The sequence below is a fragment of the Rhizobium sp. RHZ02 genome (assembly GCF_014851575.1).
Classification (GTDB): domain Bacteria; phylum Pseudomonadota; class Alphaproteobacteria; order Rhizobiales; family Rhizobiaceae; genus Rhizobium; species Rhizobium altiplani.
In genome coordinates, this window is record NZ_JACUZX010000005.1 from 118897 (window position 1) to 142092 (window position 23196).

Annotated in this window: 24 protein-coding genes; 15 read left to right on the plus strand and 9 right to left on the minus strand. The window is 61.2% G+C overall.

Features of this window, described 5'->3' with window-relative positions:
- Positions 1 to 5 precede the first annotated feature (5 nt).
- The 3 genes from rpsR to rplI all read left to right on the plus strand — a co-directional run bounded on the left by rpsR (position 6) and on the right by rplI (position 1989).
- Positions 6 to 254, plus strand: a complete 249-nt coding sequence (gene rpsR, locus IB244_RS10505; protein WP_004680498.1) for a 30S ribosomal protein S18 — start codon at positions 6 to 8, stop codon at positions 252 to 254.
- A gap of 154 nt (positions 255 to 408) precedes the next feature.
- Positions 409 to 1392 (plus strand): DUF2232 domain-containing protein, encoded by a 984-nt coding sequence (locus IB244_RS10510; RefSeq protein ID WP_018857378.1) that lies wholly within the window; start codon positions 409 to 411, stop codon positions 1390 to 1392.
- Between the two features lie 21 nt (positions 1393 to 1413).
- The gene (gene rplI / locus IB244_RS10515; RefSeq protein WP_025659829.1) at positions 1414 to 1989 is read left to right on the plus strand and encodes a 50S ribosomal protein L9; all 576 of its coding nucleotides are present in this window, start codon (positions 1414 to 1416) and stop codon (positions 1987 to 1989) included.
- A 57-nt stretch (positions 1990 to 2046) separates the two neighbouring features.
- Here the strand turns inward: rplI and IB244_RS10520 are convergent, their stop codons facing one another.
- From IB244_RS10520 to IB244_RS10530, 3 genes are read right to left on the minus strand one after another with little or no spacing between them, the layout of a single operon-like run.
- A complete protein-coding gene (locus IB244_RS10520) occupies positions 2047 to 3111 on the minus strand; it encodes an HlyD family secretion protein (RefSeq protein ID WP_018857380.1) in 1065 nt (354 codons plus the stop codon).
- Between the two features lie 15 nt (positions 3112 to 3126).
- Positions 3127 to 4809 carry an MFS transporter gene (locus tag IB244_RS10525; protein WP_169681071.1) on the minus strand — a complete coding sequence of 561 codons (1683 nt, stop codon included), beginning with the start codon at positions 4807 to 4809 and terminating at the stop codon, positions 3127 to 3129.
- A gap of 10 nt (positions 4810 to 4819) precedes the next feature.
- The gene (locus IB244_RS10530; RefSeq protein WP_018116191.1) at positions 4820 to 5263 is read right to left on the minus strand and encodes a MarR family winged helix-turn-helix transcriptional regulator; all 444 of its coding nucleotides are present in this window, start codon (positions 5261 to 5263) and stop codon (positions 4820 to 4822) included.
- A gap of 339 nt (positions 5264 to 5602) precedes the next feature.
- Between IB244_RS10530 and IB244_RS10535 the strand changes: the two genes are divergently transcribed.
- Positions 5603 to 7099, plus strand: a complete 1497-nt coding sequence (locus IB244_RS10535; protein WP_018857382.1) for a replicative DNA helicase — start codon at positions 5603 to 5605, stop codon at positions 7097 to 7099.
- Between the two features lie 31 nt (positions 7100 to 7130).
- On the opposite strand, the gene IB244_RS10540 is transcribed toward IB244_RS10535, so the two are convergent.
- The 3 genes from IB244_RS10540 to IB244_RS10550 form a co-directional block, all read right to left on the minus strand.
- Positions 7131 to 7433 (minus strand): AzlD family protein, encoded by a 303-nt coding sequence (locus IB244_RS10540; protein ID WP_018857383.1) that lies wholly within the window; start codon positions 7431 to 7433, stop codon positions 7131 to 7133.
- Entirely contained in the window at positions 7430 to 8134 is a 705-nt protein-coding gene (locus tag IB244_RS10545) for an AzlC family ABC transporter permease (protein ID WP_018857384.1), read from the minus strand. Before IB244_RS10545 ends, IB244_RS10540 begins: the two co-directional genes overlap by 4 nt.
- A 72-nt stretch (positions 8135 to 8206) precedes the next feature.
- The gene (locus tag IB244_RS10550) at positions 8207 to 9028 is read right to left on the minus strand and encodes an AraC family transcriptional regulator (RefSeq protein WP_192304349.1); all 822 of its coding nucleotides are present in this window, start codon (positions 9026 to 9028) and stop codon (positions 8207 to 8209) included.
- Positions 9029 to 9207: 179 nt separating this feature from the next.
- Between IB244_RS10550 and alr the strand changes: the two genes are divergently transcribed.
- Positions 9208 to 10374 (plus strand): alanine racemase, encoded by a 1167-nt coding sequence (gene alr, locus IB244_RS10555; RefSeq protein WP_192304142.1) that lies wholly within the window; start codon positions 9208 to 9210, stop codon positions 10372 to 10374.
- A 4-nt stretch (positions 10375 to 10378) separates the two neighbouring features.
- Here alr and IB244_RS10560 read toward each other — a convergent pair whose 3' ends face one another.
- Positions 10379 to 11014 carry a LysE family translocator gene (locus tag IB244_RS10560; protein ID WP_113470709.1) on the minus strand — a complete coding sequence of 212 codons (636 nt, stop codon included), beginning with the start codon at positions 11012 to 11014 and terminating at the stop codon, positions 10379 to 10381.
- A gap of 150 nt (positions 11015 to 11164) precedes the next feature.
- On the opposite strand from IB244_RS10560, the gene radA reads away from it, so the two are divergent.
- From radA to IB244_RS10580, 4 genes are all read left to right on the plus strand, one after another.
- Positions 11165 to 12568: a DNA repair protein RadA gene (gene radA / locus IB244_RS10565; RefSeq protein WP_192304144.1), complete on the plus strand. Its 1404-nt coding sequence runs from the start codon at positions 11165 to 11167 to the stop codon at positions 12566 to 12568.
- A 93-nt stretch (positions 12569 to 12661) separates the two neighbouring features.
- On the plus strand, positions 12662 to 13291 hold the full coding sequence (locus IB244_RS10570) for a CvpA family protein (RefSeq protein WP_169681077.1): 630 nt from the start codon (positions 12662 to 12664) through the stop codon (positions 13289 to 13291).
- A 171-nt stretch (positions 13292 to 13462) separates the two neighbouring features.
- Positions 13463 to 14953 carry an amidophosphoribosyltransferase gene (gene purF, locus IB244_RS10575; protein WP_018857390.1) on the plus strand — a complete coding sequence of 497 codons (1491 nt, stop codon included), beginning with the start codon at positions 13463 to 13465 and terminating at the stop codon, positions 14951 to 14953.
- Positions 14954 to 15031: 78 nt separating this feature from the next.
- Complete coding sequence (locus IB244_RS10580) at positions 15032 to 15775, plus strand: SDR family NAD(P)-dependent oxidoreductase (RefSeq protein WP_062369333.1); 744 nt, start codon at positions 15032 to 15034, stop codon at positions 15773 to 15775.
- Positions 15776 to 15782: 7 nt separating this feature from the next.
- Here IB244_RS10580 and IB244_RS10585 read toward each other — a convergent pair whose 3' ends face one another.
- Entirely contained in the window at positions 15783 to 16529 is a 747-nt protein-coding gene (locus IB244_RS10585; protein ID WP_112666415.1) for a GH25 family lysozyme, read from the minus strand.
- A 358-nt stretch (positions 16530 to 16887) separates the two neighbouring features.
- Here IB244_RS10585 and cysS point away from each other — a divergent pair, with 358 nt between their 5' ends.
- From cysS to cimA, 6 genes are read left to right on the plus strand one after another with little or no spacing between them, the layout of a single operon-like run.
- Positions 16888 to 18279: a cysteine--tRNA ligase gene (gene cysS / locus IB244_RS10590; RefSeq protein ID WP_025659838.1), complete on the plus strand. Its 1392-nt coding sequence runs from the start codon at positions 16888 to 16890 to the stop codon at positions 18277 to 18279.
- Positions 18276 to 18752: a GFA family protein gene (locus tag IB244_RS10595; RefSeq protein WP_018857394.1), complete on the plus strand. Its 477-nt coding sequence runs from the start codon at positions 18276 to 18278 to the stop codon at positions 18750 to 18752. Before cysS ends, IB244_RS10595 begins: the two co-directional genes overlap by 4 nt.
- The gene (locus IB244_RS10600) at positions 18749 to 19237 is read left to right on the plus strand and encodes a GFA family protein (protein WP_192304146.1); all 489 of its coding nucleotides are present in this window, start codon (positions 18749 to 18751) and stop codon (positions 19235 to 19237) included. The genes IB244_RS10595 and IB244_RS10600 overlap by 4 nt, the downstream gene beginning before the upstream one ends.
- On the plus strand, positions 19234 to 19713 hold the full coding sequence (locus tag IB244_RS10605; RefSeq protein ID WP_192304148.1) for a GFA family protein: 480 nt from the start codon (positions 19234 to 19236) through the stop codon (positions 19711 to 19713). Before IB244_RS10600 ends, IB244_RS10605 begins: the two co-directional genes overlap by 4 nt.
- Positions 19706 to 20665, plus strand: coding sequence for a prolyl aminopeptidase (gene pip / locus IB244_RS10610; protein ID WP_169681082.1), 960 nt, complete (start codon positions 19706 to 19708; stop codon positions 20663 to 20665). Before IB244_RS10605 ends, pip begins: the two co-directional genes overlap by 8 nt.
- Positions 20666 to 20694: 29 nt before the next feature.
- Positions 20695 to 22311: a citramalate synthase gene (gene cimA, locus IB244_RS10615; protein WP_192304150.1), complete on the plus strand. Its 1617-nt coding sequence runs from the start codon at positions 20695 to 20697 to the stop codon at positions 22309 to 22311.
- Here the strand turns inward: cimA and IB244_RS10620 are convergent.
- Entirely contained in the window at positions 22256 to 23182 is a 927-nt protein-coding gene (locus IB244_RS10620) for a protein-L-isoaspartate O-methyltransferase family protein (RefSeq protein ID WP_192304152.1), read from the minus strand. The two genes, cimA and IB244_RS10620, sit on opposite strands and share 56 nt — an antisense overlap.
- Positions 23183 to 23196 lie beyond the last annotated feature (14 nt).

Here is a 23196-nt window from a genome sequence, read left to right on the forward strand (position 1 = left end):
TAAGAATGTCTGAAGCTTCCTCCGCTCCGGTTCGTCGCCCGTTCCACCGTCGTCGCAAGACTTGCCCGTTCTCCGGCGCAAACGCTCCGCGCATCGACTACAAGGACGTTCGTCTCCTGCAGCGCTACATTTCCGAGCGCGGCAAGATCGTTCCTTCCCGTATCACGGCTGTTTCCCAGAAGAAGCAGCGCGAACTCGCCCAGGCGATCAAGCGCGCTCGTTTCCTTGGCCTGCTGCCGTACGTCGTCGCTTAATCAGCCGACGAGACCAAATCGAGGGAAGGCAGCAGTGCCTTCCCTTCTCCCTTTCGCGATGGGCGCGGATCGGAACTCTTAAAACCCATGTTGAGGCTTTTCTGAAGCTGTTCAGAAGAACCCTCTAACTGCTCGATGAAGCAGGACAGCGACCGTGAACCGACTGAACACAAAAACGCTAAGCATTGGCGCACTCGCCGGAGTGACCGCAGCACTTCTGGTGCTCGGCGCGAGCCTGCAGCCGTCGTTCAGCGCGGTCCTCTACGCTGCTTCGGCACTTCCCATTCTTCTCGTCGGCCTCGGCTGGGGCAACATGGCGGCAATCTCTGCCGTCGTCGCAGCCGCTGTAGTCGGCGCGATCGCCATCTCGCCGTCCTTCGCGCTGATGATGACGCTGGTCACGCTGCTTCCGGCCGGGTGGCTCAGCCACCTTGCGAATCTTGCCCGTCCCGCCTCGGAGCTTGGCGGGCCTGAGCATCTGATGGCCTGGTATCCGCTTTCGGATATCCTGCTGCATCTCTGCGGCCTCGTCACCATCGCGGTGATCGTCGTTGGCGTGATGATCGGTTACGGTCCTGAGCTCATCGACCGGCTGGTCGATGTCCTGTTCGGCTCGCTTGCGCAGCAGCAGCCAGAGTTTTCGCCCGATCCGGCAGTGACGGCACAAACCAAATCGCTGGTCCTGCTCATGCTGCCTGCCATCCAGGGCGGCATGTGGGTGGTCATGCTGTTTTCCGCCTACCACATCGCAACCCGGATCGTCAGTGCATCCGGCCGTGGTCTGCGTCCGCGTGAGGACATTCCTTCGGCACTGCGCATGAACCGCAATTCAATCTTCGTTTTTCTCGTTGGGCTTGCCGCCACGTTCTTCGGCGGCATACCGGCGATGATCGGAGCAACCGTCGTCGGCACCTTCGGCGCCGGCTTCCTGCTTTCCGGCTTCGCCGCGCTGCACTTCCGCACGCGCGGCAAGGATTGGCGCCTGCCGGCACTCATCCTCTGCTACCTGGCATCGCTCGTCCTGATGGTGCCAGCCTTTTTCATCCTCGTGGTGGGACTGAGCGATACCCGCAAGGCGATCGCACTGACCCCGAACAAGGATGTCGATGCCCCCAAACAGACAGACACGAAAATCTAAAGACACGAAAGGAACACCAACATGGAAGTCATTCTTCTTGAACGCATCTCCAAGCTCGGCCAGATGGGCGAAACCGTAAAGGTTCGCGACGGCTTCGCTCGTAACTACCTCCTGCCGCTCGGCAAGGCTCTTCGCGCCAACGAAGCCAACAAGAAGCGTTTCGAATCCGAGCGCGCAACGCTCGAAGCTCGTAACCTCGAGCGCAAGTCGGAAGCACAGAAGGTTGCTGACGTTCTCGACGGCAAGTCCTTCATCGTCGTTCGCTCGGCTGGCGAAACCGGCCAGCTGTACGGCTCGGTTGCTGCTCGCGACGTCGTTGAAATCCTCGCTGCCGAAGGCTTCAACATCGGCCGCAACCAGGTTCACCTGAACACCCCGATCAAGTCGATCGGCCTGCACAAGGTTGAACTGCAGCTCCACGCTGAAGTCGAAATTCACGTCGAGCTCAACGTTGCGCGTTCGGCTGAAGAAGCTGGCCGTCAGGCGAAGGGCGAAACCCTCACCTCCGTCGATGCCATCTACGGCGTTGACGAAGACGCCCTGCGTCCGGAAGACTTCTTCGATCCGGAAGCCGACCTCGAAGGCGACGAAGCTTAATCTTCAGAGAAACCTCTCTGGAATGTACGAAAGCCCGGCTCACGCCGGGCTTTCTGCTTATTTGGATGCTGTGTTCTGTTGCGGCGCGGCACTTTTGTCGACATCGACGACGACCGAGAGACCCGGGCCCAAGTCCTTGACTGCCGGCTGGTCGGGATCGAAGCGGATGCGCACGCCGACACGCTGCGCGATCTTCACGAAATTGCCGGTCGCATTGTCAGCCTTGATGACCGCGAACTCCGATCCGGCGGCCGGCGAGAAGCGCTCGATGTACCCCCTCAGCTGCCGCCTGCCGAGCGCATCGACGGTGATGGTTACCGGCTGGCCGACCTGCATGCCGTAAAGCTGCGTTTCCTTGAAATTCGCGACGACCCAGACGTCCTCCGGCACGACCGCCATGAGCTGCGTGCCGGCCGTCACGTACTGCCCGATTCGAACCCCGACTTCGCCGAGGTGACCGTCGCGTGGCGCCAGGATCCTGGTGTTCTGGAGGTCGATTTCCGCCAGATGCACCACGGCTTCAGCGCTTGAGACGTTGGCTTCCAGCAGCGAACGGTTGACGATGATCGTCGCAAGGTTTTGCTTGGAAACCTCGAGTGCGGCCTTCGCCTGGTTCAGGGCGGCCTTTGCCTGGTCAAGCGTCGCCTGTGCGGCCTCTGTCTCGCTCTGCGATGCGATCCCGCGGTTGCTGAGGTTGTTTACGCGATCCCAGGCCTGCTGCGCGCGCGTCAACGCTGCGTTCGCGCTATCGATCTGCGCCTCGCTGGAGGCGATACTCGCCTTTGCCGCAAGCTCGGACTGGCGGGAATTCTCGAGCGACGCCTTCTGCCCGTCGAGCGCAGCACGCGCCTGGGCAAGCTTCTGGACGTAAATGCGGTCATCGATCTGGGCGAGCGTGTCGCCCTGCTTGACCTGCTGATAGTCCTTCACGGGCACATCGACGACATAGCCGCTCACCTGTGGACTCAAGATCGTGACGTAGCCTCGAACATAGGCATTGTCGGTCGTCTCCACTGACGTGACGAACGGCGGAAGGCGCCATGCATAGAGAACGAGCAGGACGCCGGCGATGCCGGCGAGCACTGCGATGATGGTCGAGGGGGACCGAAGAAATTTCAACATGCTGACGCCCTGAGATCACGATTGAGCGGGGATTGCATCGGACTGGCCTGTCCCTGACCACGGCAGCCGGCGCCACGCTTGATGCAGAAGAATGACGATCAGGCCGAAGACGGAGGAGTAGCCGATGACAAGGAACGTATCGTTGTAGGCGAGAATATAGGCCTCGCGGCTGACCTGCTGCGCGAGCAACATCAGGGCCTCCGCATTGAGCAGCGTCTTGTCGCCAAGCACTTTGCCGTAGGCCGCGCTCATCTGGGAGATGCGCTGCGCCACGATCGGATCTTGCAGCAGAATATGCTCGACGAGCACGTTCGAGTGGAACTTCTCCCGGATCGTCACGAAAGTCCCGAGCATCGCCGAGGCAAAGAGCGAGCCAATGCTCTGCGTGAAGACGAAGATCACCAGGAAATTCACGATATACTGCACGCCGCGGGAGATCGCCGCCTTGAAGCCATTCGCCATGACAGGCGGCAGGAACATCGCCGCACCGGCGGCGACCATCGCCTGGCTCAGATACATCTGAGGCGGACGCGTCAGGCTCGTCGACTGGCTGTCCATGAAGGCGCCGGCTGCAATAAGGGCGAGCGCCAGCACGTGGGCGGTCTCGACGTAACGGGTCGTCATCAGAAATGCGCAGAAAAGACCACCAACCAACGAGGCGAGGAGAATGATCGCGTAGAGCGTCACGGTCTGATCGTTCAGAAGCCCGAGCTGCTGATAGAAATTGGCAGCGGTTGACGACTGCTCGGAGGAGACGAAGCGGAAGAGCAGCAGGACGCCTGCCATCCGCAGGTTCGCGCCGGTGAACAGCCAGCGGAAATCGATCAGGGGACTGGCGCGTGGCAACTCCATGGCGAGCATGAGCGCAAGCGAGCCGACCGACACCGCCAGCAGCACGCCGATCCACGGCGCCTCGAACCACCAATAGAGCCGGCCAAGCGTCAATACGACGGCGAGACATCCGAAGCCGACCGCCAGCAGGAGATAGCTCACTATATCCTGCCGCTGGATGACATTGGCCCGCGGCGGTGCTGTGAGCGGCAGCAGATAGATGATTGGAAAGGCGACGAGCGCGAGCCCCATCTCGAACATATAGAGCGCCTGGTAGCCGCCGAAATGAAGCAGCGAGGGCGAGACGATGCGCGCCACCGGCGAAGCAAACAACGTACACATCAGCGCAAGGCTGATCCCCAGCGAGAGCTTCTTTTCCTGGGGGAAAGGCTCCAGCATGTAGAGGAAGCCGAGCGTCGACAGCGGTGCTGCAGCCATGCCGCTCAGCGTGCGCACGACGATTGCGGAATGCAGGTCGGTGATAAGAAGATTGAGCACCGCCGCAGCGACGAAGCAGATAATGCCGAGTTCAGCGAAACGGCGAAGGCCGTATTGGCTACGGATCTTGAAGAGTGCAATCGACATGCTGGCGTAAGGCGCCATGTAAGCCGCCGACAGCCAGGAGAGTTCAGTCGTGGTCGCCGAAAACGAACCCTGCAGCTGATAGATATTGGCGGTGAGCAGGTTCATGCCGAGGCCCTGCGTCAGAAAAAGCAGGACCGACGCCGCCATGTAGAGCGGCATTTTCCAGGCCGGCATCGGTACGCCCGCCGCTGGAGGCGGCGACGGCATCGGTTGCGTGTCCGGCTTCGCCTCCCCGGCTGGCCTTGGCGCCACATTGTCGTTGGCGGTCTGGGCGAGGCTCATCGGCAGGACCTCAAATTCCCCGAATGCCCTGCAGGTTGGCTTGCATGGCCCGTATCACGTCCAAAGTAGTCTTCAGATCGCTTTCGGGAATACCGGCAATGACCTGCGCCCGCACTTTTACTGCGATGTCTTCAATCTCACCCGCCACGACCTTGCCGGTCTCGGTGATGTAGATTTCCTTGGCACGGCGATCGGAGCCGGCCACGCGCCGCTGCACGAAGCCCTGCGCTTCCATCGCATCGAGGATCCTGACGAGCGTTGGCGTCTCCAGCTCCAGCCGTTCGGCAAGTTCGCGCTGATTGATCCCATCTTTCTTGTTGAGCGTGAAGAAGACCCGGGCGCGCGGCAACGTCATGCTGCGCTCCCGCACTATCTTGTCGAAGACGGCCCTAAGCTTGCGATTGAAGGCAGCAAGGTCTTCGATTAGCTCACGCCCAAGGGTGGGTTTTGCCATATATTTCAGCCCCATTTTGTTAGTGCACTAATTATATCCTTACTACCTATATTATTTTCCGTTGTTTTTCAAGTGCCGACGCGCCTGCTCGGATGCAAGTCTCCTCCGACAGGCCTAGACTACCAAATAAGGCACAATGGAAGTGAGTCGTTTTGGCCGTGTTCCGCAGGTGACACTTTCGGTATTTTTGCATTAACCGCAAGTGAGACTGTGGAGAAGTCGAACAATGGGCAAAGCTCCCCTGTATCGACGGCGGCATTGGCGTCTTCTCTCTTCCGCACTTGATTTTGTCGCGCGCGCGCGCCACACCCGAAGCTGAACAAGACAGAACGGATCAAGATGAACGACGTCGCTCGAAAGATTGCCGCCGTTGCTCCCGCGGAGCAGCACTACCGGGAAGCCCCGAACAATATCGAGGCCGAACAGGCGCTTCTCGGCGCGATCCTGATGAACAACGACGCCTATTATCGGGTGTCGGACTTCCTGAAGCCGATCCATCTCTACGAACCGCTGCATCGCAAGATTTTCGAAGTCGCGGGCGACATCATCCGCATGGGCAAGATCGCCAATCCGGTGACGATCAAGACCTTCCTCAAGGCTGAGGAAAAGGTCGGTGACATGACGGTCTCCGAATATCTGGCGCGTCTTGCCCGCGAAGCCGTCACCATCATCAATGCCGAGGACTATGGTCGCGCGATCTACGATCTGGCGCTGCGTCGCGCGCTGATCACCATCGGCGAAGACGTCGTCAACATCGCCTATGACGCCCCGCTCGACATGCCGCCGCAGACACAGATCGAAGATACGGAACGTCGTCTGTTCGAACTCGCCGAGAACGGCCGCTACGATGGCGGCTTCCAGTCCTTCAACGATGCCGTGGCGCTTGCGATCGACATGGCAGCCGTCGCCAAGGAGCGCGACGGGGGTCTGTCCGGCATCTCCACCGGCATCCATTCGCTTGACGGCAAAATGGGCGGTTTGCAGCGTTCTGACTTGATCGTGCTTGCCGGTCGTCCGGGTATGGGCAAGACTTCGCTAGCGACCAACATCGCCTACAATATCGCGGCTGCCTATGAAGGCGAAGTGCAGCCCGATGGCAGCTACAAGGCCAAGAACGGCGGCGTCGTCGGCTTCTACTCGCTCGAAATGTCCTCCGAACAGCTGGCCACCCGTATCATCTCGGAACAGACGGAAGTCTCCTCCTCGAAGATCCGCCGCGGCGACATCAACGATGCCGACTTCGAAAAGCTCGTTGCCTGCTCGATGATGATGCAGAAGGTGCCGCTCTATATCGACCAGACCGGTGGTATCTCGATCGCGCAGCTTTCCGCCCGCGCCCGCCGCCTGAAGCGCCAGCGCGGCCTCGATTGCCTGGTCGTCGACTACATCCAGCTGATGACCGGCTCGGGCAAATCAGGCGAAAACCGCGTGCAGGAAATCACCCAGATCACGACGGGCCTGAAGGCGCTCGGTAAGGAACTCAACGTTCCGATCATTGCACTCTCCCAGCTGTCGCGTCAGGTCGAAAGCCGCGACGACAAGCGCCCGCAGCTTTCCGACCTTCGTGAATCCGGCTCGATCGAGCAGGACGCCGACGTCGTGCTCTTCGTGTTCCGTGAGGAATACTACGTCAAGAACCTCGAGCCGCGCGATCCGAACGATCCGAAGTATGCCGAATGGGAAGCGCTGTTCGACAAGGTGAAGGGTACGGCCGACGTCATCATTGCCAAGCAGCGCCACGGGCCGACCGGTACGGTGAAGCTCGCCTTCCAATCGGAATTCACCCGCTTCGCCGACCTCGCCGATCCCTCCTTCATTCAGTACGAAGAGCACTGACGGGACCCTTTCCGTCAGCACACTGCTCGATCTACAAGCCGGCAGTTCGCAGGATGGCAACGGTCGCCACACCGACGGCAACACTTGCGAGCATCGGCAGCCGCCGCGCTGCGAGCGCCGTCACCAGGGAGGCCGCCGTTTCGGCCCAGCCTGTCGCAAAGGCGGTGGGCGCGATGACAGCCATCAGAACCGCTGGCGGTATCGCCTCGATGGCCGTGCGAGTCTGTTCCGTCATCTCGACATGGCGAAGGAGAAACAGGCCGCTCATGCGGGTCAGCACCGTTGCAGCCGCCATGGCGAGGATCGCAAGAAGCGTATGTAAGTCCAGGGTCATGCCGTGACTGCCTTTGTCTTGCCTGTCCAAAGCGCCGCGGCAAGTCCAGCGAGGGCCCCAGCTGCGATGTACCAAACGCCGGGCACGAATTGGTGCACCAGAACAGCGGCCAGCGCACTGGCGGCGAGCACCGAGCCCGTCGCGCGTCCCTTCCAGAAACCCATTGTCAGCACGACGAAGACTGCCGGAAAGGCGAAGTCGAGCCCGATCGCGGCAGGGTTGCCAAGGAAGGCCCCGAGCGATGCGCCAACCAGGGTCGACCCGACCCAGGCTGCATAGAACGGCGCCGCGACGCCCGCAAACCATGATGGCGTCAGTCGCGCTACGCCCACACGGAACTCTGCGATCGCCCATATCTCATCGGCGAGGAACAGCATGGCGGCATACTTCCGCAAGCCCGAGAAGGCCTGCATCTTCGTGCCGATCGATGCGCTCATCAGGACATGGCGGATATTGACAAGCAGGGCGGCAAATCCGACGCCCGCCCAACTGGCGGGGTGCGTCCAGATATCCATAGCGACAAACTGCGAGCCACCGGCAAAGACGAGTGCGCTCATCAGAGTGGCTTCGAGAGCAGACAGCCCTTTCGTGGCCGAAACCGCGCCAAAGACAAGACCGATCGGAATGACGGCGACGACGAGCGGCAGGATTGCCTTTGCCCCGGCAAGAAAATCGTCTGTCCGTCGCCTTTGAGTGAACATTGAAACCTCCAGAACTGCGAAAGTTCGGAGGGTGTTAAGCCGTTGCACGGCGATGGTCTTGAACGAAAGTGATCAACCCATGCGATACTGCCCCGGCGTGACGCCCGTGCGTGCCTTGAAATGGCGGGTGAAGTGCGCCTGGTCGGCGAAACCGCACTGGATCGCCACATCGGCGGGCGCTTGCCCTGCCCGCAACAGCTTGCGCGCCTCGCGCACCCGCTTGTCGGTCAGGAAGGCATGCGGAGTGATGTGATATTCGCGCCGGAATGCCCGGATGAGATGCGCGCGACTCAGACCCGCGACGTTAGCCAATTCGTCCAGCCCGACGTCGCTGTCGAAATTGTCGGTCAGATAGTCTCGCGCGCGGCCGACTGCGGTGCGCTCCTTGGTGTCCACCGGCACGACGATCGTGCTGCCGTAACGCTGGAAGATCGCGGCAAGCACGCGAAACATCGCCTCCTCGGATTCCAACGCTCCGGCGCCGCTCTCCAAGACGCGATGGGCGGCGTGGAAGGTGGCGGCCATCTCGGGATCGCTGAGAAGCTCCTTGGGGAAGGATGGGGTGGCGTTGAAGGCCTTGCCGGTCACGTCTTCGAGGATATCGACGAAGAGTTTGGTGTCCGGATAGATCATTCGGTAGCGATAGCCATCGCCACCCGGCACACCGTCATGCACGACGCCCGGGTCGATGAGATAGAGATCGCCTGCGCCGGTTTCCTCCCGGACGCCCTTCATCGTCGCGATCTGCGTGCCGCTTTCGATCGCGCCGATCGAGAAGGTGTCATGGGCATGCGGCGCATATTCATGCGTCACGAAGCTCGCGCTCAGGCACTCCATGTTACGGAAACGCCGGTCGCGCCAGAACCGTGCCCGCTCCATGCCTGCCAGCGGCATCGCGTCGGCCGCCTCTTTCTGCGATACGTTCTCCATCGAACCAAACTACTGCAGGCGCGCCCCTGCGTCTTGAACAAAAGTGATTGCAAGATGGATATCTCCTTGGCTTGCTTCCACTTTGCCTTATTGATCTCTAGACTGCGACCCGACTAGCACTCTCCCTATTTTTGTGAAGCACGATGACTGATTTTGTTGATAGTTTCGAAGATGAAGACCCATTCGACTCCGCTGGCCTGCGCCTGACCGTCGATCTGACGGCGCTGACGGAAAACTGGAAGGACATGGCGCGGCGCTCCGGCAAGGCGCGAGCCTCCGCGGTCGTGAAGGCGGATGCCTACGGCACCGGGATCGAAGACGCAGGCGAGGCGCTTTTTATGGCCGGCGCACGCGATTTCTTCGTGGCGACCGTCGATGAGGGCGTGACGCTTCGGCCTTATGCGCCCGACGCCCGCATTTTTGTCCTGTCCGGCGTCTGGCCTGGTACAGAGCGGCGGCTCTTCGAAAACGACCTCGTCCCGGTCATCTCATCGGAGGAGCAACTCGCCTTTTGGATGGCGGTTCTTGCCGACTACGGCGACTACCCCTGCGCGCTCAATGTCGATACGGGCTTCAACAGGCTGGGCCTTTCCATGGAAGAGGCAATGGCGCTCGCTGACGACGTTTCACGCCCGGCAAGTTTTGCGCCGGTGCTCGTCATGAGCCATCTCGCATGCAGTGACGACCATTCCTCGGAGATGAACAAGCAACAGCTTGAATCATTTCGGCAGGTTAGCGCGGCGTATGAAGGCATCGATTCAAGTCTTGCGGCGTCGGGCGGCATTTTGCTCGGCAGCGACTATCACTTCGATCTCACGCGCCCCGGCATAGCACTCTATGGCGGCGAAGCGGTCAACGGCCTGGCGAACCCGATGCGACCGGTGGTGACCGCCGAGGCGCGGATCATTCAGGTGCGCACGGCCAAGGCAGGCGAGTTCGTCGGCTACGGCCGTGCCTTGCAACTGACCCGCGACAGCAGGCTCGCCGTCGTGTCGGCGGGCTATGCCGATGGCTACCTGCGTAGCCAGTCGAGCGGTGGCGTGCCACTGCGACAGGTAGTGCCCGAGGGAGGCTATGGCTTCCTGGCTGGCCGGAAGATTCCCATTGCCGGCCGAATCACCATGGACCTGACGATTTTCGACGTCACTGACCTTCCGGAAAACGCAGTGCGCGCAGGCGATTACGTGGAATTGTTCGGAAAGAACGTGCTGGTCGACGACGTCGCTAGGTCGGCGGGTACGATCGGCTACGAAATCCTGACCAGCATCGGCCTTCGGCACGAGCGGCGTTACCTGTACGAGGAAGACTAAGGACCTAGCGCGTCGTTAGCGCCAATCGCACGCCCAGTGCCACCAGCAGCGCGCCAAGGCCGCGATCGAGCCAGAGGCCGATACTCTTTCTGCGTTTGATGAGATCGGCGAGGCGCCCTCCCGCCAGGATGAGCGGCGGCTCAATGAAGGCTGCAACGACAATGATGAAGACGCCATGGACCGCCAGCTGCAGCCACGTCGGTCCGGCACCCTCCACCACGAACTGTGGGAGGAAGGCGAGGAAGAAGACCGCGACTTTCGGGTTCAGCAGCGAAACGAGGATGCCCTCCTTGTAGACGCGGCTCCAGGGCAGGACATCCTTCGCCGCATTGACCAGGCCTCCTCCGCCCTTCGAGCGCAATGCCTGAATGCCGAGCCAGACGAGGTAGATCGCGCCGACCCACTTCACCACCGAGAAGGCCAGCGCGGAGGCGGCGAGGATCGCCGAAAGACCAAATGCCGCCATCGCCACATGCAGGCCGGCGCCCGTCCAGATGCCGAACAGCGCGGCGAAGCCGGTCCTCGTGCCGCTTTTGACGGTGTGGCCGAGAATGAAAGCCATGTCCGGACCGGGCGACAGATTGAGCAGGACCGCCGCGGTCAAGAACGCGATCCAATGCGCAAGCGAGTAATCCAGCATCGTCGTGGCCTCCAAGACAGTGGAGAACAGGTGCCACCGCAGCCCCTGATAGGGAAATCATTAGTTTTGATCGGTGCCGGGAATGATTATTTGAGCCATCAAAGTGATTCGATGCGACGCGTTGCGGCCATCCAACCGAAAGCATGATTGATGGCGAAGGCCAGGACACATTTCATCTGCCAGAGCTGCGGCGCGGTCCACAACCGCTGGGCGGGCAAATGCGATAACTGCGGCGAGTGGAATACCATCGTCGAAGAAGACCCGATGGGCGGCATCGGCGGCGGCCCGGCGAAGACGCCGAAGAAGGGCCGGCCGGTCACCCTGACGACGCTGTCAGGCGAAATCGAGGAAGCTCCACGCATCCACACAGGCATTTCCGAACTCGATCGGGCTCTCGGCGGCGGCTTCGTGCGCGGCTCGGCCGTGCTGATAGGCGGCGATCCCGGCATCGGCAAATCGACGCTGCTGATGCAGGGGGCGGCAGCTCTATCGCGCCATGGCCACCGCGTCATCTACGTATCGGGTGAAGAGGCGGTCGCCCAGGTACGGCTGCGGGCGCAGCGCCTGCAGGCTGCCGACACCGATGTGCTGCTCGCCGCGGAAACCAATGTGGAGGACATTCTGGCGACGGTCGCCGAAGGCAAGCGGCCCGATCTCGTGATCATCGACTCGATCCAGACGCTTTGGAGCGAACTGGCCGAGTCCGCGCCCGGAACCGTAACGCAGGTACGCACCGGCGTTCAGTCGATGATCCGCTTCGCGAAACAGACCGGTGCAGCCATGGTTCTTGTCGGTCACGTCACCAAGGACGGACAGATCGCGGGGCCGCGTGTCGTTGAGCATATGGTCGATGCCGTGCTCTACTTCGAAGGCGATCGCGGTCACCACTATCGCATCCTGCGAACGGTCAAGAACCGCTTTGGGCCGACGGACGAGATCGGTGTCTTCGAGATGTCGGACAAGGGATTGCGCGAGGTTGCCAATCCATCCGAGCTATTCCTTGGCGAGCGCAACGAGAAATCACCGGGAGCGGCCGTCTTTGCCGGCATGGAGGGCACGCGCCCGATCCTGGTCGAAGTGCAGGCGCTCGTTGCCCCGACATCGCTCGGCACCCCGCGCCGCGCAGTGGTCGGCTGGGACTCGGCGCGCCTGTCGATGATCCTTGCCGTACTCGAGGCGCATTGCGGCGTTCGGCTCGGTCAGCACGACGTCTATCTGAACATTGCAGGCGGTTACCGCATCTCGGAACCGGCGGCCGATCTCGCCGTGGCCTCGGCCTTGGTTTCATCGCTCGCCGGTATTGCCCTGCCGGCCAATTGTGTCTATTTCGGCGAAGTCAGCCTGTCGGGCGCCGTCCGGCCGGTTTCACAGACGTCCCAGCGCCTCAAAGAAGCCGAGAAGCTGGGCTTTTCTGCCGCGCTGCTTCCCTCGGCGTCAGCCGACCTGCCAAAGGGTTCCGGCGGTCGCTGGAGCGAGATCGAGAGCCTTCCGGACCTGGTTGCACGCATTGCCGGTTCGAAAGGCACACTGCGACGTGTGGAAGAAGAGGTTTGATCCTTTCATCGCCTACACCGGTGATGTTATAGGAAGCACGCAATGAGGCGCGACCAAGCCGTATATAAACGGCGGTCCTGGAGTTGAATTTATATGCCCATTACGATTTTCGACGGTATTGTCATCGGCGTCGTTCTTTTCTCCGCCGTACTTGCAATGGTCCGCGGCTTCTCCCGCGAAGTTCTTTCTATCGCAAGCTGGGGCGGCTCTGCAGCCGCCGCATACTATTTCTATCCCTACCTCGTCCCCTACGCGAAGAAGTACACCGACGACGACCGCATCGCGCTCGTCGGTTCGGCAGCTGTCGTGTTCCTGATCGCGCTGATCGTGATCTCCTTCATCACCATGAAGATCGCGGACTTCATCATCGACAGCCGGATCGGGGCGCTGGACCGCACTTTGGGCTTTCTCTTCGGCGCGGCTAGGGGCATACTTCTTCTCGTCGTCGCCGTCGCCTTCTGGAACTGGCTCGTGGACGCGGATCACCGCCCGGCCTGGGTGAACAACGCCAAGTCGAAGCCGTTCCTGGACTCGATGGTCGTCAAGTTGCAGTCCGTACTGCCGGCGGAATTCGCGCAAATGGTACGGGCGAGCGTGATGGACAAAATTCAGCCGCAGGGCGGCAATACTGACAGCGGCAACGCGCCGGCATCCGACCAGGCGGCGCCAGCCGAAGATGCAGCTCCTGTCCCTGCAACCGGCGCACAGCAGCCGTCTAATTGACGCAGTGTTCAACAGCTTGACCCGCCGCCTGGCAATTGCCATCTGAGCGGAACGTGAATAAAGGTCCGGCCGGGCATCCGCTCTGCCGGGCCTCAGCCGTTTAAAACGCATGATCACGGCGTCATGCTATGGAAAGCCGATCCATTCTTGTGAGAGCAAAGGCCCGCATCGATGAACCAGTCCCATTCCTTGACGCTTAATGACGAATTCGATGGAGACACCCTCCACGAAGAATGTGGCGTCTTCGGCATTCTTGGCCATGACGATGCGTCTACCCTGACCGCGCTCGGCCTGCATGCACTTCAGCATCGCGGGCAGGAAGCAGCCGGCATTGTCTCGTTCGATGGACTGCGCTTTTATTCCGAACGTCACATGGGTCTCGTCGGCGACCATTATACCAATCCGACCACGCTTGCTCGCCTGCCCGGAAACATCTCCATCGGCCACAACCGCTATTCAACGACCGGGGAAGTCGCCCTCCGCAACGTGCAGCCGCTCTTCGCCGAACTTGAAGTCGGCGGCATCGCTATCGCCCACAACGGCAACTTCACAAATGGCCTGACCCTTCGTCGCCAGTTGATCGCCGGTGGCGCCATCTGTCAGTCGACCTCCGATACGGAAGTGGTTCTCCACCTCATCGCCCGCTCGCGCTACACCTCCACGGCCGACCGCTTCATTGATGCTATTCGCCAGATGGAAGGCGGCTATTCGATGCTCGCCATGACACGCACGAAGCTCATCGCGGCACGCGACCCCACGGGTATCCGCCCGCTGGTTATGGGCGAACTCGACGGCAAGCCGATCTTCGCTTCCGAGACCTGTGCACTCGATATCATCGGCGCGAAATTCATCCGCGACGTCGAGAACGGCGAAGTCATCATCTGCGAGATCCAGCCTGATGGTTCAATCTCGATCGACGCGCGCAAGGCCGGTAACGGCCAGCCGGAACGCCTCTGCCTGTTCGAATATGTCTATTTCGCCCGCCCTGACTCGGTGGTCGGCGGTCGCAGCGTCTATGTCGCGCGCAAGAACATGGGCATCAATCTTGCAAAAGAAGCCCCGGTTGACGCCGACGTCGTCGTTCCGGTTCCGGATGGCGGCACGCCGGCTGCACTCGGCTATGCTCAGGAAAGCGGCATCCCCTTCGAATACGGTATCATCCGCAACCACTATGTCGGCCGCACCTTCATCGAACCGACGCAGCAGATCCGCGCCTTTGGCGTCAAACTGAAGCATTCCGCCAACCGGGCGATGATCGAAGGCAAGCGCGTCGTGCTCGTCGACGATTCGGTCGTGCGCGGCACGACGTCGCTGAAGATCGTGCAGATGATCCGCGATGCCGGTGCCAAGGAAGTGCACCTGCGCGTCGCAAGTCCGATGATCTATTATCCTGATTTCTACGGCATCGACACGCCTGATCGCGAGAAGCTTCTCGCCAACCAGTACGACAGCCTAGAGGCCATGTGCAAATATATCGGCGCGGACTCGCTGGAATTCCTGTCGATCAACGGCCTTTATCGCGCCGTCGGCGGCGAGGATCGCAATGACGCCCGTCCGCAGTTTACCGACCACTACTTCACCGGTGACTATCCGACCCGCCTCCTCGACAAGGAAGGCGAAACGATGGGCCGCAAGGTTTCCCTGCTCGCGACCAACGGCTGACAGCCATTGGCTTTGACATTTGATTAAGGGGCGCTTATTGCGCCCCTTAATTCTTCAGCGACGCAGGACCGGGGCACAATGACTATCAACCTTGAAGGCAAGATCGCGCTCGTTACCGGCGCATCCCGAGGTATCGGCTATTTCACGGCGCTGGAGCTGGCAAAGGCCGGAGCGCATGTGATTGCCTGCGCCCGCACGGTCGGCGGCCTCGAGGATCTCGATGATGCGATCAAGGCCGCTGGTGGCTCCGCCGCTACCCTCGTCCCGTTCGACCTCGCCGACATGAACGCCATCGATGCGCTCGGTGCCTCGATCTTCGAGCGCTGGGGCAAGCTCGACATTCTCGTCGCCAACGCAGGTGTGCTCGGCGTGATTTCGCCAATCGGACATGTCGAGGCAAAGACCTTCGAGAAGGTGATGAACATCAACGTCACCGCGACATGGCGGCTGATCCGCTCGGTCGATCCGCTGCTTTCGCGCTCCGACGCCGGCCGCGCCGTCATTCTCTCATCGGGTGCTGCGCACAAGTGTCGTCCGTTCTGGGGCCCCTACTCCGCTTCCAAGGCAGCCGTCGAAGCACTGGCGCGCACGTGGGCTGGCGAAACGCAGCGCACGCCGCTTCGGATCACCAGTGTCGATCCGGGTGCGACCCGCACTGCTATGCGTGCCCAGGCTGTCCCGGGAGAAGATCCCGAGACGTTGCCGCATCCCTCCGAGGTCGCCAAGGCGATCCTGCCGCTGGTCGGCCCTGATGTGACCGAAACCGGTAAGCTCTTCATCGTCCGCGAGAACAAGCTCGTCGACTACCGCCTACCGGAATAAGCACGCTTCACTTGGCGGCCAGAGCCGGGAACAGGTGCGCGAAACCTGTTTCCGATGGGCAGAGCGCGTTAAGGTCGACCGAACCCTTAATGCCATCCAGCCCGCCGTTGTCAGCGAATTGCCAGATCGACCAACCGCCGCAGTCCTCCCGTTTCGGCGCTTGGCCGATGCTGCGTAGCCAGAGATAGTGATCAGGAAAACGTGCCTCGTTGCCCTTCAGGTACTGATCGAAGAATTGCTGGTTCAGGTAGAAGATCGGTTTGCCGGGATAGGCACCGTTCAGCTCATCAAAGAACGCGCTGATCTCGGCGCTCAACTCCTCGAGCGTCGGCACCTTGCCGCAGTTTCCGGTAAATTCGAGGTCGATCGCGATCGGCATCGCATCCATTTCGACCGGGACGGTTCCCATGACATTGCGCGCCTGTTCGCGGCCGGGGCGGCAGAAGGTGAAAAAGTGATAGGCGCCACGCACGATGCCGGCGTCCCTCGCCGCCTTCCAGTTTTCGGCAAAACGCTTGTCGCGGTGGTCGCCCCCCTCGGTCGCCTTCATGATCGCGAAACGGACGTTCGGCTGGCGTGCCAGCGCTTGCCAATCTATGGCACCCTGATGGTGGCTGATGTCGACGCCCTGTATGGGATAGTCCGCAAGCGTCGGAGGTGTGAACGGTGCCATGGCGCGATCGTATGCCAGATACGATGCGACCGCGACAGCTAGAATCACCACCGCGAGGACTGTTCGATAGAGGGTTTTCATCACTCCAATGGTCTTTCCTTTTCCCTGACGCGTTGTAGCAGAATTTCGTGAGGTCGCGGCGGATGGCATCAGCCCGGCCCTGCGCTTGCGCTTCGGGCGTTCGGCGCTGCAATCGATTCACTGGATCGATTGCTCCGGTTAGGGGCCGGACCGCTTCTCACCCCCCTTGACCAAACCGGGTTAGCGCGCCATAAAACCCGCCATGAAAACGGTTATCTGCATTATCTGCCGGAAGATTATTCGCTAGCGCGCTCGCTGGCCTGGCCGTTTTCGTCTCCTGAAAAGTCCAAGATGAGAAACGCCCCGGCCCGCCGGGTAGCAGCATTTTTTTCGGATCATTGCATTTGGGAGAGTAGACATGGCCGGCGCGCCAGACACAAAGAAGCCGGAACTGAAGCTTTACAACACGCTGACGCGCGAAAAGACGGCCTTTGCGCCGATCGATCCGCAGAACGTGCGCATGTATGTCTGCGGCCCTACCGTCTATGACTACGCCCATATCGGCAATGCGCGCCCGGCCATTGTCTTCGACATTCTGTTCCGCCTGCTCCGGCACGTCTATGGCGCCGAGCACGTCACCTATGCGCGCAATATCACTGATGTCGATGACAAGATCAATGCAAGGGCTCTGCGGGACCATCCCGGTTTGCCGCTGAACGAGGCGATCCGCCTGGTCACCGAAAAGACCGAGACGCAATATCTCGAAGATGCAAAGGCGCTCGGCTGCCTCGACCCGACGATCCAGCCCCGGGCGACAGAAAACATCGCCCAGATGATCGAGATCATCGAGAAGCTGATCGCCAAGGGCCATGCCTATCAAGCGGCCGGCGAAGTGCTGTTCGACACGAAATCGATGGTCGACTATGGCCAGCTTTCGAAGCGCAATCTCGATGAACAGCAGGCCGGAGCCCGCATCGCCGTCGATGCGCACAAAAAGAACCCCGGCGACTTCGTGCTCTGGAAACTCTCGAGCGAGAGCGAGCCAGGCTGGGAGAGCCCCTGGGGCCGTGGCCGCCCCGGCTGGCATATCGAATGCTCGGCCATGAGCGAGCGCTATCTCGGCGAGGTCTTCGACATCCACGGCGGCGGTCTCGACCTGATTTTCCCGCACCATGAGAACGAGATCGCACAGTCGCGTTGCGCCCATGGCACCAAGGTCATGGCGAATGTCTGGATGCACAACGGCTTCCTGCAAGTCGAAGGCCGCAAGATGTCGAAGTCCGAAGGCAACTTCGTCACCATCTATGAACTGCTGCATACTCAGAAGTTCGGCGGTCGGCAGTGGCCAGGCGACGTGCTGCGCCTTGCAATGCTGATGACTCATTATCGCGAGCCGATCGATTTTTCCGTCAAGCGGCTGGAAGAAGCCGAGCGCCTTCTCGCCAAATGGCCAGCAGCCGATGCCGCGGGCGCAGAGCCCGATGCCACGGTGGTCAGGGCCTTGGCCGACGACCTCAACACGGTGGCGGCGATCCAGGCGCTGCATACGCTTGCCCAGTCCGGCGATCACGCAACGTTCGCCGCGAGTGCCGCGCTGCTCGGCGTCCTTCCTGAGATGGCCGAGATCGACGAGGCGGTTGCGATCGAAATCGACCGGCGCGTGAAGGTACGGCTCGAATTGCTGAAGGCGAAGAACTTCGCCGAGGCCGACAAGATCCGCGAGACGCTGCTTGCCGAAGGCATCCAGCTCAAGGACGGCAAGGATCCGGCTACTGGCGAGCGGGTAACGACATGGGAGGTGAAGAGATGAACACCTATACCGGCGGATGCCAGTGCGGAGCAATCCGCTTCCGGGTTCGCGGAACCTTGAAGGATTCATCCATCTGCCATTGTCGCATGTGCCAGAAGGCGTTTGGCGCCTACTACGCACCTCTGGTTTCCGTCCGTGGCGCAGAGTTCGAGTGGACGCGCGGCGAGCGCAAGCGCTTCCGCTCGTCGAACCTGGTCGAGCGCGGCTTCTGCGCCGATTGCGGTACGCCACTGACATACGAGGCGCCGGATGGCATGGCGATCGCGGCTGGCGCCTTCGACGATCCCTCGGCGCTTCCGCCGGTCATTCAGTTCGGCACGGAGCGCAAGATCGGCTTCGTCGATCACCTGCATGAGTTGCCCGCGCGCGAGACCGAAGAGGACGTTGAGGCTGCGCCCTTCGTGCTCGACATCGTTTCCTACCAGCATCCGGATCACGACACGACCACCTGGCCCGAGGAGAGGAACCCGTGACAACAGCTGCGGCTCTGAGCGGAGGTTGCCAATGCGGCGCGGTTCGCTACCAGGTCGTGGGTGAACTCGGCTATCCGCACCTTTGCCACTGCCGCATGTGCCAGAAGGCGGCTGGAAACTACTTCATGCCGCTCGCCGCCGCCAAGCGAAGGGTTTTTGCGCTGACGCGTGGCGAACCGAAGTGGTTTCACTCGTCCGATATCGTCCGCCGCGGCTTTCGTGCCGACTGCGGGACGCCGCTTTTCTATGATGTTCCGGATGCGGATTTCGTCAACATCGTGCTCGGCTCCTTGGACGATCCCGATAGCGTCAAGCCGGTGATGCAATCGAACACCGGACGCAAGATGAGCTGGTTTCATGAGCTCGACGTACTGCCCATCGAGCCCGAAGCGGAAACGCCCGAGAGCGAAAACGCGATTGCCGCCAGCAATCACCAGCACCCCGACCACGACACAGCACATTGGCCAACCGGAGCGTCAGCATGAGCGAACCCATTCGTACCGGCGGCTGCCAATGCGGCGCGGTCAGATTCCGCACCAGCGGCAAGCTTGGCCGCCCCTCGATCTGCCATTGCCGCATGTGTCAGAAGCAGTTCGGCGGCCTCTTTTCCGCCCTTGTGACCGCGCCTGACGAGGGGATGGAGTGGACACGCGGCGAACCCAGCTATTTCCAGTCGTCGGTCAATATCGAGCGCGGCTTTTGCAGGAACTGCGGCACGCCGATGACCTACCGCCACCCGGGCGGCCTCGAACTGGCGATCGGCACGTTCGACGAGCGCAGCGACCTGGCCCCGCAGATCCAAGTCAACTACGACGCCCGCATTCCCTGGGTCGAGACTATCTTCGACCAACGCATTCACAAAGAACCCGATTTTTATGCACGGCAGGAGGCGATCATCTCCTTCCAGCATCCCGATTACGATACTGCAATCTGGCCAACCGAAGGCGTAGAACATGACTGAAGTGCTCCGTACCCTCTATCCCGAAATCGAACCCTATGCCTCAGGGCATCTCGACGTCGGCGATGGCCACAAGATCTATTGGGAACGTTCGGGCACAGCGGGTGCAAAGCCGGCAGTCTTCTTGCACGGCGGACCGGGCGGCGGCTTCTCTCCGAGCCACCGCCGCCTGTTCGATCCCGCACTCTACGATGTGCTGCTGTTCGACCAGCGCGGATGCGGCAAGTCCACGCCGTATGCCGATCTCAATGCCAACACCACCTGGCATCTCGTCGCCGATATCGAGCGACTGCGTGAAATGGCAGGCGTCGAGAAGTGGCAGGTGTTCGGCGGTTCGTGGGGCTCGACGCTGGCGCTCGCTTATGCCGAGACGTACCCGGAACGCGTTTCCGAACTGGTCGTGCGCGGTATCTATACGCTGACCAAAGCCGAGCTCGACTGGTACTATCAGTTCGGCGTGTCGGAAATGTTCCCCGACAAGTGGGAGCGCTTCATCGCGCCGATCCCGCCCGAAGAGCGCCACGAGATGATGCTGGCCTACAATCGCCGGCTCACTGGTGCGGACCGGTCCGTTGCCCTTGAGGCCGCTCAAGCCTGGAGCATCTGGGAAGGCGAGACAATCACGCTGCTGCCGGAAAAATCGACCAGCGGCAAGTTCGAGGATGCCGACTTCGCCTACGCCTTTTCCCGGATCGAAAACCACTTCTTCGTCAATGCCGGCTGGATGGACGAAGGCCAACTGCTGCGCGATGCCTACAAGCTGAAGGATATTCCAGGCGTCATCGTGCATGGCCGCTACGACATGCCCTGCCCGGCAAAATACGCCTGGCTGCTGCACAAGGCGTGGCCGCAGGCTGAGTTCCATCTGATCGAAGGCGCCGGACACGCTTATTCGGAGCCCGGCATCCTCGACCAGTTGATCCGGGCTACGGACAAGTTCGCCGGAAAGCAATAACGAGGCACAAGGCCGACAGGACGACCATCATGACACGCGAAAAGATCTACCTCTTCGACACGACGCTCCGCGACGGGCAGCAGACGCCCGGCATCGACTTCTCCGTCGAGGACAAGATTGCGATCGCGAGCATGCTGGATGAGTTCGGCCTTGATTATGTCGAAGGCGGATATCCCGGCGCCAATCCGACGGACTCCGCCTTCTTCAGCGAGAAGCGCACGACACGGGCCCGCTTCGTCGCCTTCGGAATGACGAAGCGAGCCGGCATCTCGGCCTCAAATGATCCGGGCCTCGCAGCCCTCCTGCAGGCTGAGAGCGACGCGATCTGTTTCGTTGCCAAGAGCTGGGACTACCATGTGAAGGTCGCGCTCGGCTGCACCAACGAGGAAAATCTCGAAAGCATCGCCGAGAGCGTCAAGACCGCCGTTGCCGCCGGTAAGGAGGCAATGGTCGACTGCGAACATTTCTTCGACGGCTACAAGGCAAACCCCGCCTATGCCATCGCCTGTGCAAAGACGGCCTATGACTCCGGCGCGCGCTGGGTCGTTCTCTGCGACACCAACGGCGGCACGCAGCCGCCGGAAATCCGCGCGATCGTCGAGGCGCTGATCGTGGCGGGCGTTCCCGGGCACTGTCTCGGGATCCATGCGCATAACGATACCGGTCAGGCGGTGGCCAATTCGCTCGCAGCCGTGGAGGCAGGCGTTCGCCAGATCCAGGGCACCTTGAACGGGATCGGCGAGCGCTGCGGCAATGCCAATCTCGTGACGCTGATCCCGACACTGGCGCTGAAGGAAACCTATTCCCATCGCTTCGAGACGGCGATCGACAGTGAACAGCTGACCAACCTGACGCGCCTGTCGCATGCATTTGACGAACTTCTGAACCGCTCGCCGGACCACCAGATGCCCTATGTCGGCGCTTCGGCCTTCGCGACCAAGGCCGGCATCCATGCCTCCGCGCTGCTCAAGGATCCCCGCACCTACGAGCACGTGACGCCTGATAGCGTCGGCAATTTCCGCAAGGTCATGGTCTCCGACCAGGGCGGCAAGGCGAATTTCATCAACGCGTTGAAGCGCCGCGGCATCGAGGTCGGCAAGGATGATCCGAAACTCGACCGCCTGATTGCGCTGGTCAAGGAGCGGGAGGCTTCCGGTTACGCCTACGAGGGCGCCGACGCGAGCTTCGAACTATTGGCGCGCCGCACCCTCGGAACCATCCCGGAATTCTTCTCGATCGAGGGCTTCCGCGTCATGGTTGAGCGCCGCTTCGATTCCCATGGCCGCGTGAAGATCGTCTCGGAAGCGGTCGTGAAGATCGTCATCGAGGGGCAGACGATCATGTCGGTTGCCGAAGGCGACGGCCCGGTCAACGCGCTCGACCTCGCGCTGCGCAAGGATTTCGGGAAGTATCAGCATGAGATCGACGATCTGGTGCTGGCCGACTTCAAGGTGCGTATTCTCAATGGCGGCACCGAGGCCATCACCCGCGTTCTCATCGAATCCACCGATAGCGACGGCGTGCGCTGGTGGACGGTCGGCGTGTCCGAGAACATCATCGATGCGTCGTTCCAAGCGCTTGTTGACTCGGTCATCTACAAGCTGATGAAGAACCGGCAATTGGCGGGCAAGATCGCGGCGGAGTAGCCGTCAAGCGGCTGTAGACAAGGCCCCAATCCTTCTCCGAATACCATTCGTCGCCCTGTCGCTCGGTTTTCCAGCGCAGGGCGCAAACATGTTGCATCCCGCCGCGGCCGAACGAGGCTTCAAGCCGTCTGTAGCTGTCAAATCCGCCGGATACGGCCTCCGCCCAAACGAAAGCCACCGGGCACAGAAACTCCACCGCGTAAGCATCGTCTTCACGGCGAAAAAGGAAAAAGCCGGCATAGGAAGCCAATCCCGTCGGCCCCGTGGCATCGACGTCGGGAACGCCGAGCGGAAAGATTAGCCGACCACCGATCGACAGGTGCTCCACCCAGGGATCGGCGGGACGGTGAACCGCAAAATTGACGTAGACGGCATTGGTCGGTTCGCGTGGCCACTCCACCCCGTTGCCATGGACGACCTTCACATTTGGATAGTCCCGAAGATTGGCCTCAGCGCGCGCCGCCAGTTCCCCGTCGAACTCCACGGCAATCACGCAACCCTCGGCGCCAACGAGCAGGGACATGATCGCTGTATAATAGCCGCTGCCGGCGCCCACATGACAGACCATGTCGCCGCGCCGGAGCGCCAGCTTGTGTATTCCCCGGGCGTGTAGGCTCGGGCTGCCGTTGTTGACGTGCCGCTTGTGCTGAAGCGCAAACAACGCATCCTGATAGACGACGGAGGCATCGCCCGAGGGAACATCGACGTAGCCGTACCAACCTGCCATCCTCCACGGTGGCGGCCCCAGAAAGCGCTCGCGCGGGACAGTCGCGTAGGCCTGCAACAACGCATCGTCGTCCTGAATGCCTTCCTTCGTAAGCACCCGTGATGCATATGCTCTGCGACACTGCGCAAGAGCTTCGTCGTCCATATCCTTCACCATCG

Coding starts and splice junctions, on each gene's coding strand:
- rpsR (WP_004680498.1), top strand. CDS start 6: ATGTCTGAAGCTTCCTCCGCTCCGGTTCGTCGCCCGTTCCACCGTCGT.
- rplI (WP_025659829.1), top strand. CDS start 1,414: ATGGAAGTCATTCTTCTTGAACGCATCTCCAAGCTCGGCCAGATGGGC.
- IB244_RS10520 (WP_018857380.1), bottom strand. CDS start 3,111: ATGTTGAAATTTCTTCGGTCCCCCTCGACCATCATCGCAGTGCTCGCC.
- IB244_RS10525 (WP_169681071.1), bottom strand. CDS start 4,809: ATGAGCCTCGCCCAGACCGCCAACGACAATGTGGCGCCAAGGCCAGCC.
- IB244_RS10530 (WP_018116191.1), bottom strand. CDS start 5,263: ATGGCAAAACCCACCCTTGGGCGTGAGCTAATCGAAGACCTTGCTGCC.
- IB244_RS10535 (WP_018857382.1), top strand. CDS start 5,603: ATGAACGACGTCGCTCGAAAGATTGCCGCCGTTGCTCCCGCGGAGCAG.
- IB244_RS10540 (WP_018857383.1), bottom strand. CDS start 7,433: ATGACCCTGGACTTACATACGCTTCTTGCGATCCTCGCCATGGCGGCT.
- IB244_RS10545 (WP_018857384.1), bottom strand. CDS start 8,134: ATGTTCACTCAAAGGCGACGGACAGACGATTTTCTTGCCGGGGCAAAG.
- IB244_RS10550 (WP_192304349.1), bottom strand. CDS start 9,028: ATGCCGCTGGCAGGCATGGAGCGGGCACGGTTCTGGCGCGACCGGCGT.
- alr (WP_192304142.1), top strand. CDS start 9,208: ATGACTGATTTTGTTGATAGTTTCGAAGATGAAGACCCATTCGACTCC.
- IB244_RS10560 (WP_113470709.1), bottom strand. CDS start 11,014: ATGCTGGATTACTCGCTTGCGCATTGGATCGCGTTCTTGACCGCGGCG.
- radA (WP_192304144.1), top strand. CDS start 11,165: ATGGCGAAGGCCAGGACACATTTCATCTGCCAGAGCTGCGGCGCGGTC.
- IB244_RS10570 (WP_169681077.1), top strand. CDS start 12,662: ATGCCCATTACGATTTTCGACGGTATTGTCATCGGCGTCGTTCTTTTC.
- purF (WP_018857390.1), top strand. CDS start 13,463: ATGAACCAGTCCCATTCCTTGACGCTTAATGACGAATTCGATGGAGAC.
- IB244_RS10580 (WP_062369333.1), top strand. CDS start 15,032: ATGACTATCAACCTTGAAGGCAAGATCGCGCTCGTTACCGGCGCATCC.
- IB244_RS10585 (WP_112666415.1), bottom strand. CDS start 16,529: ATGAAAACCCTCTATCGAACAGTCCTCGCGGTGGTGATTCTAGCTGTC.
- cysS (WP_025659838.1), top strand. CDS start 16,888: ATGGCCGGCGCGCCAGACACAAAGAAGCCGGAACTGAAGCTTTACAAC.
- IB244_RS10595 (WP_018857394.1), top strand. CDS start 18,276: ATGAACACCTATACCGGCGGATGCCAGTGCGGAGCAATCCGCTTCCGG.
- IB244_RS10605 (WP_192304148.1), top strand. CDS start 19,234: ATGAGCGAACCCATTCGTACCGGCGGCTGCCAATGCGGCGCGGTCAGA.
- pip (WP_169681082.1), top strand. CDS start 19,706: ATGACTGAAGTGCTCCGTACCCTCTATCCCGAAATCGAACCCTATGCC.
- cimA (WP_192304150.1), top strand. CDS start 20,695: ATGACACGCGAAAAGATCTACCTCTTCGACACGACGCTCCGCGACGGG.
- IB244_RS10620 (WP_192304152.1), bottom strand. CDS start 23,182: ATGGACGACGAAGCTCTTGCGCAGTGTCGCAGAGCATATGCATCACGG.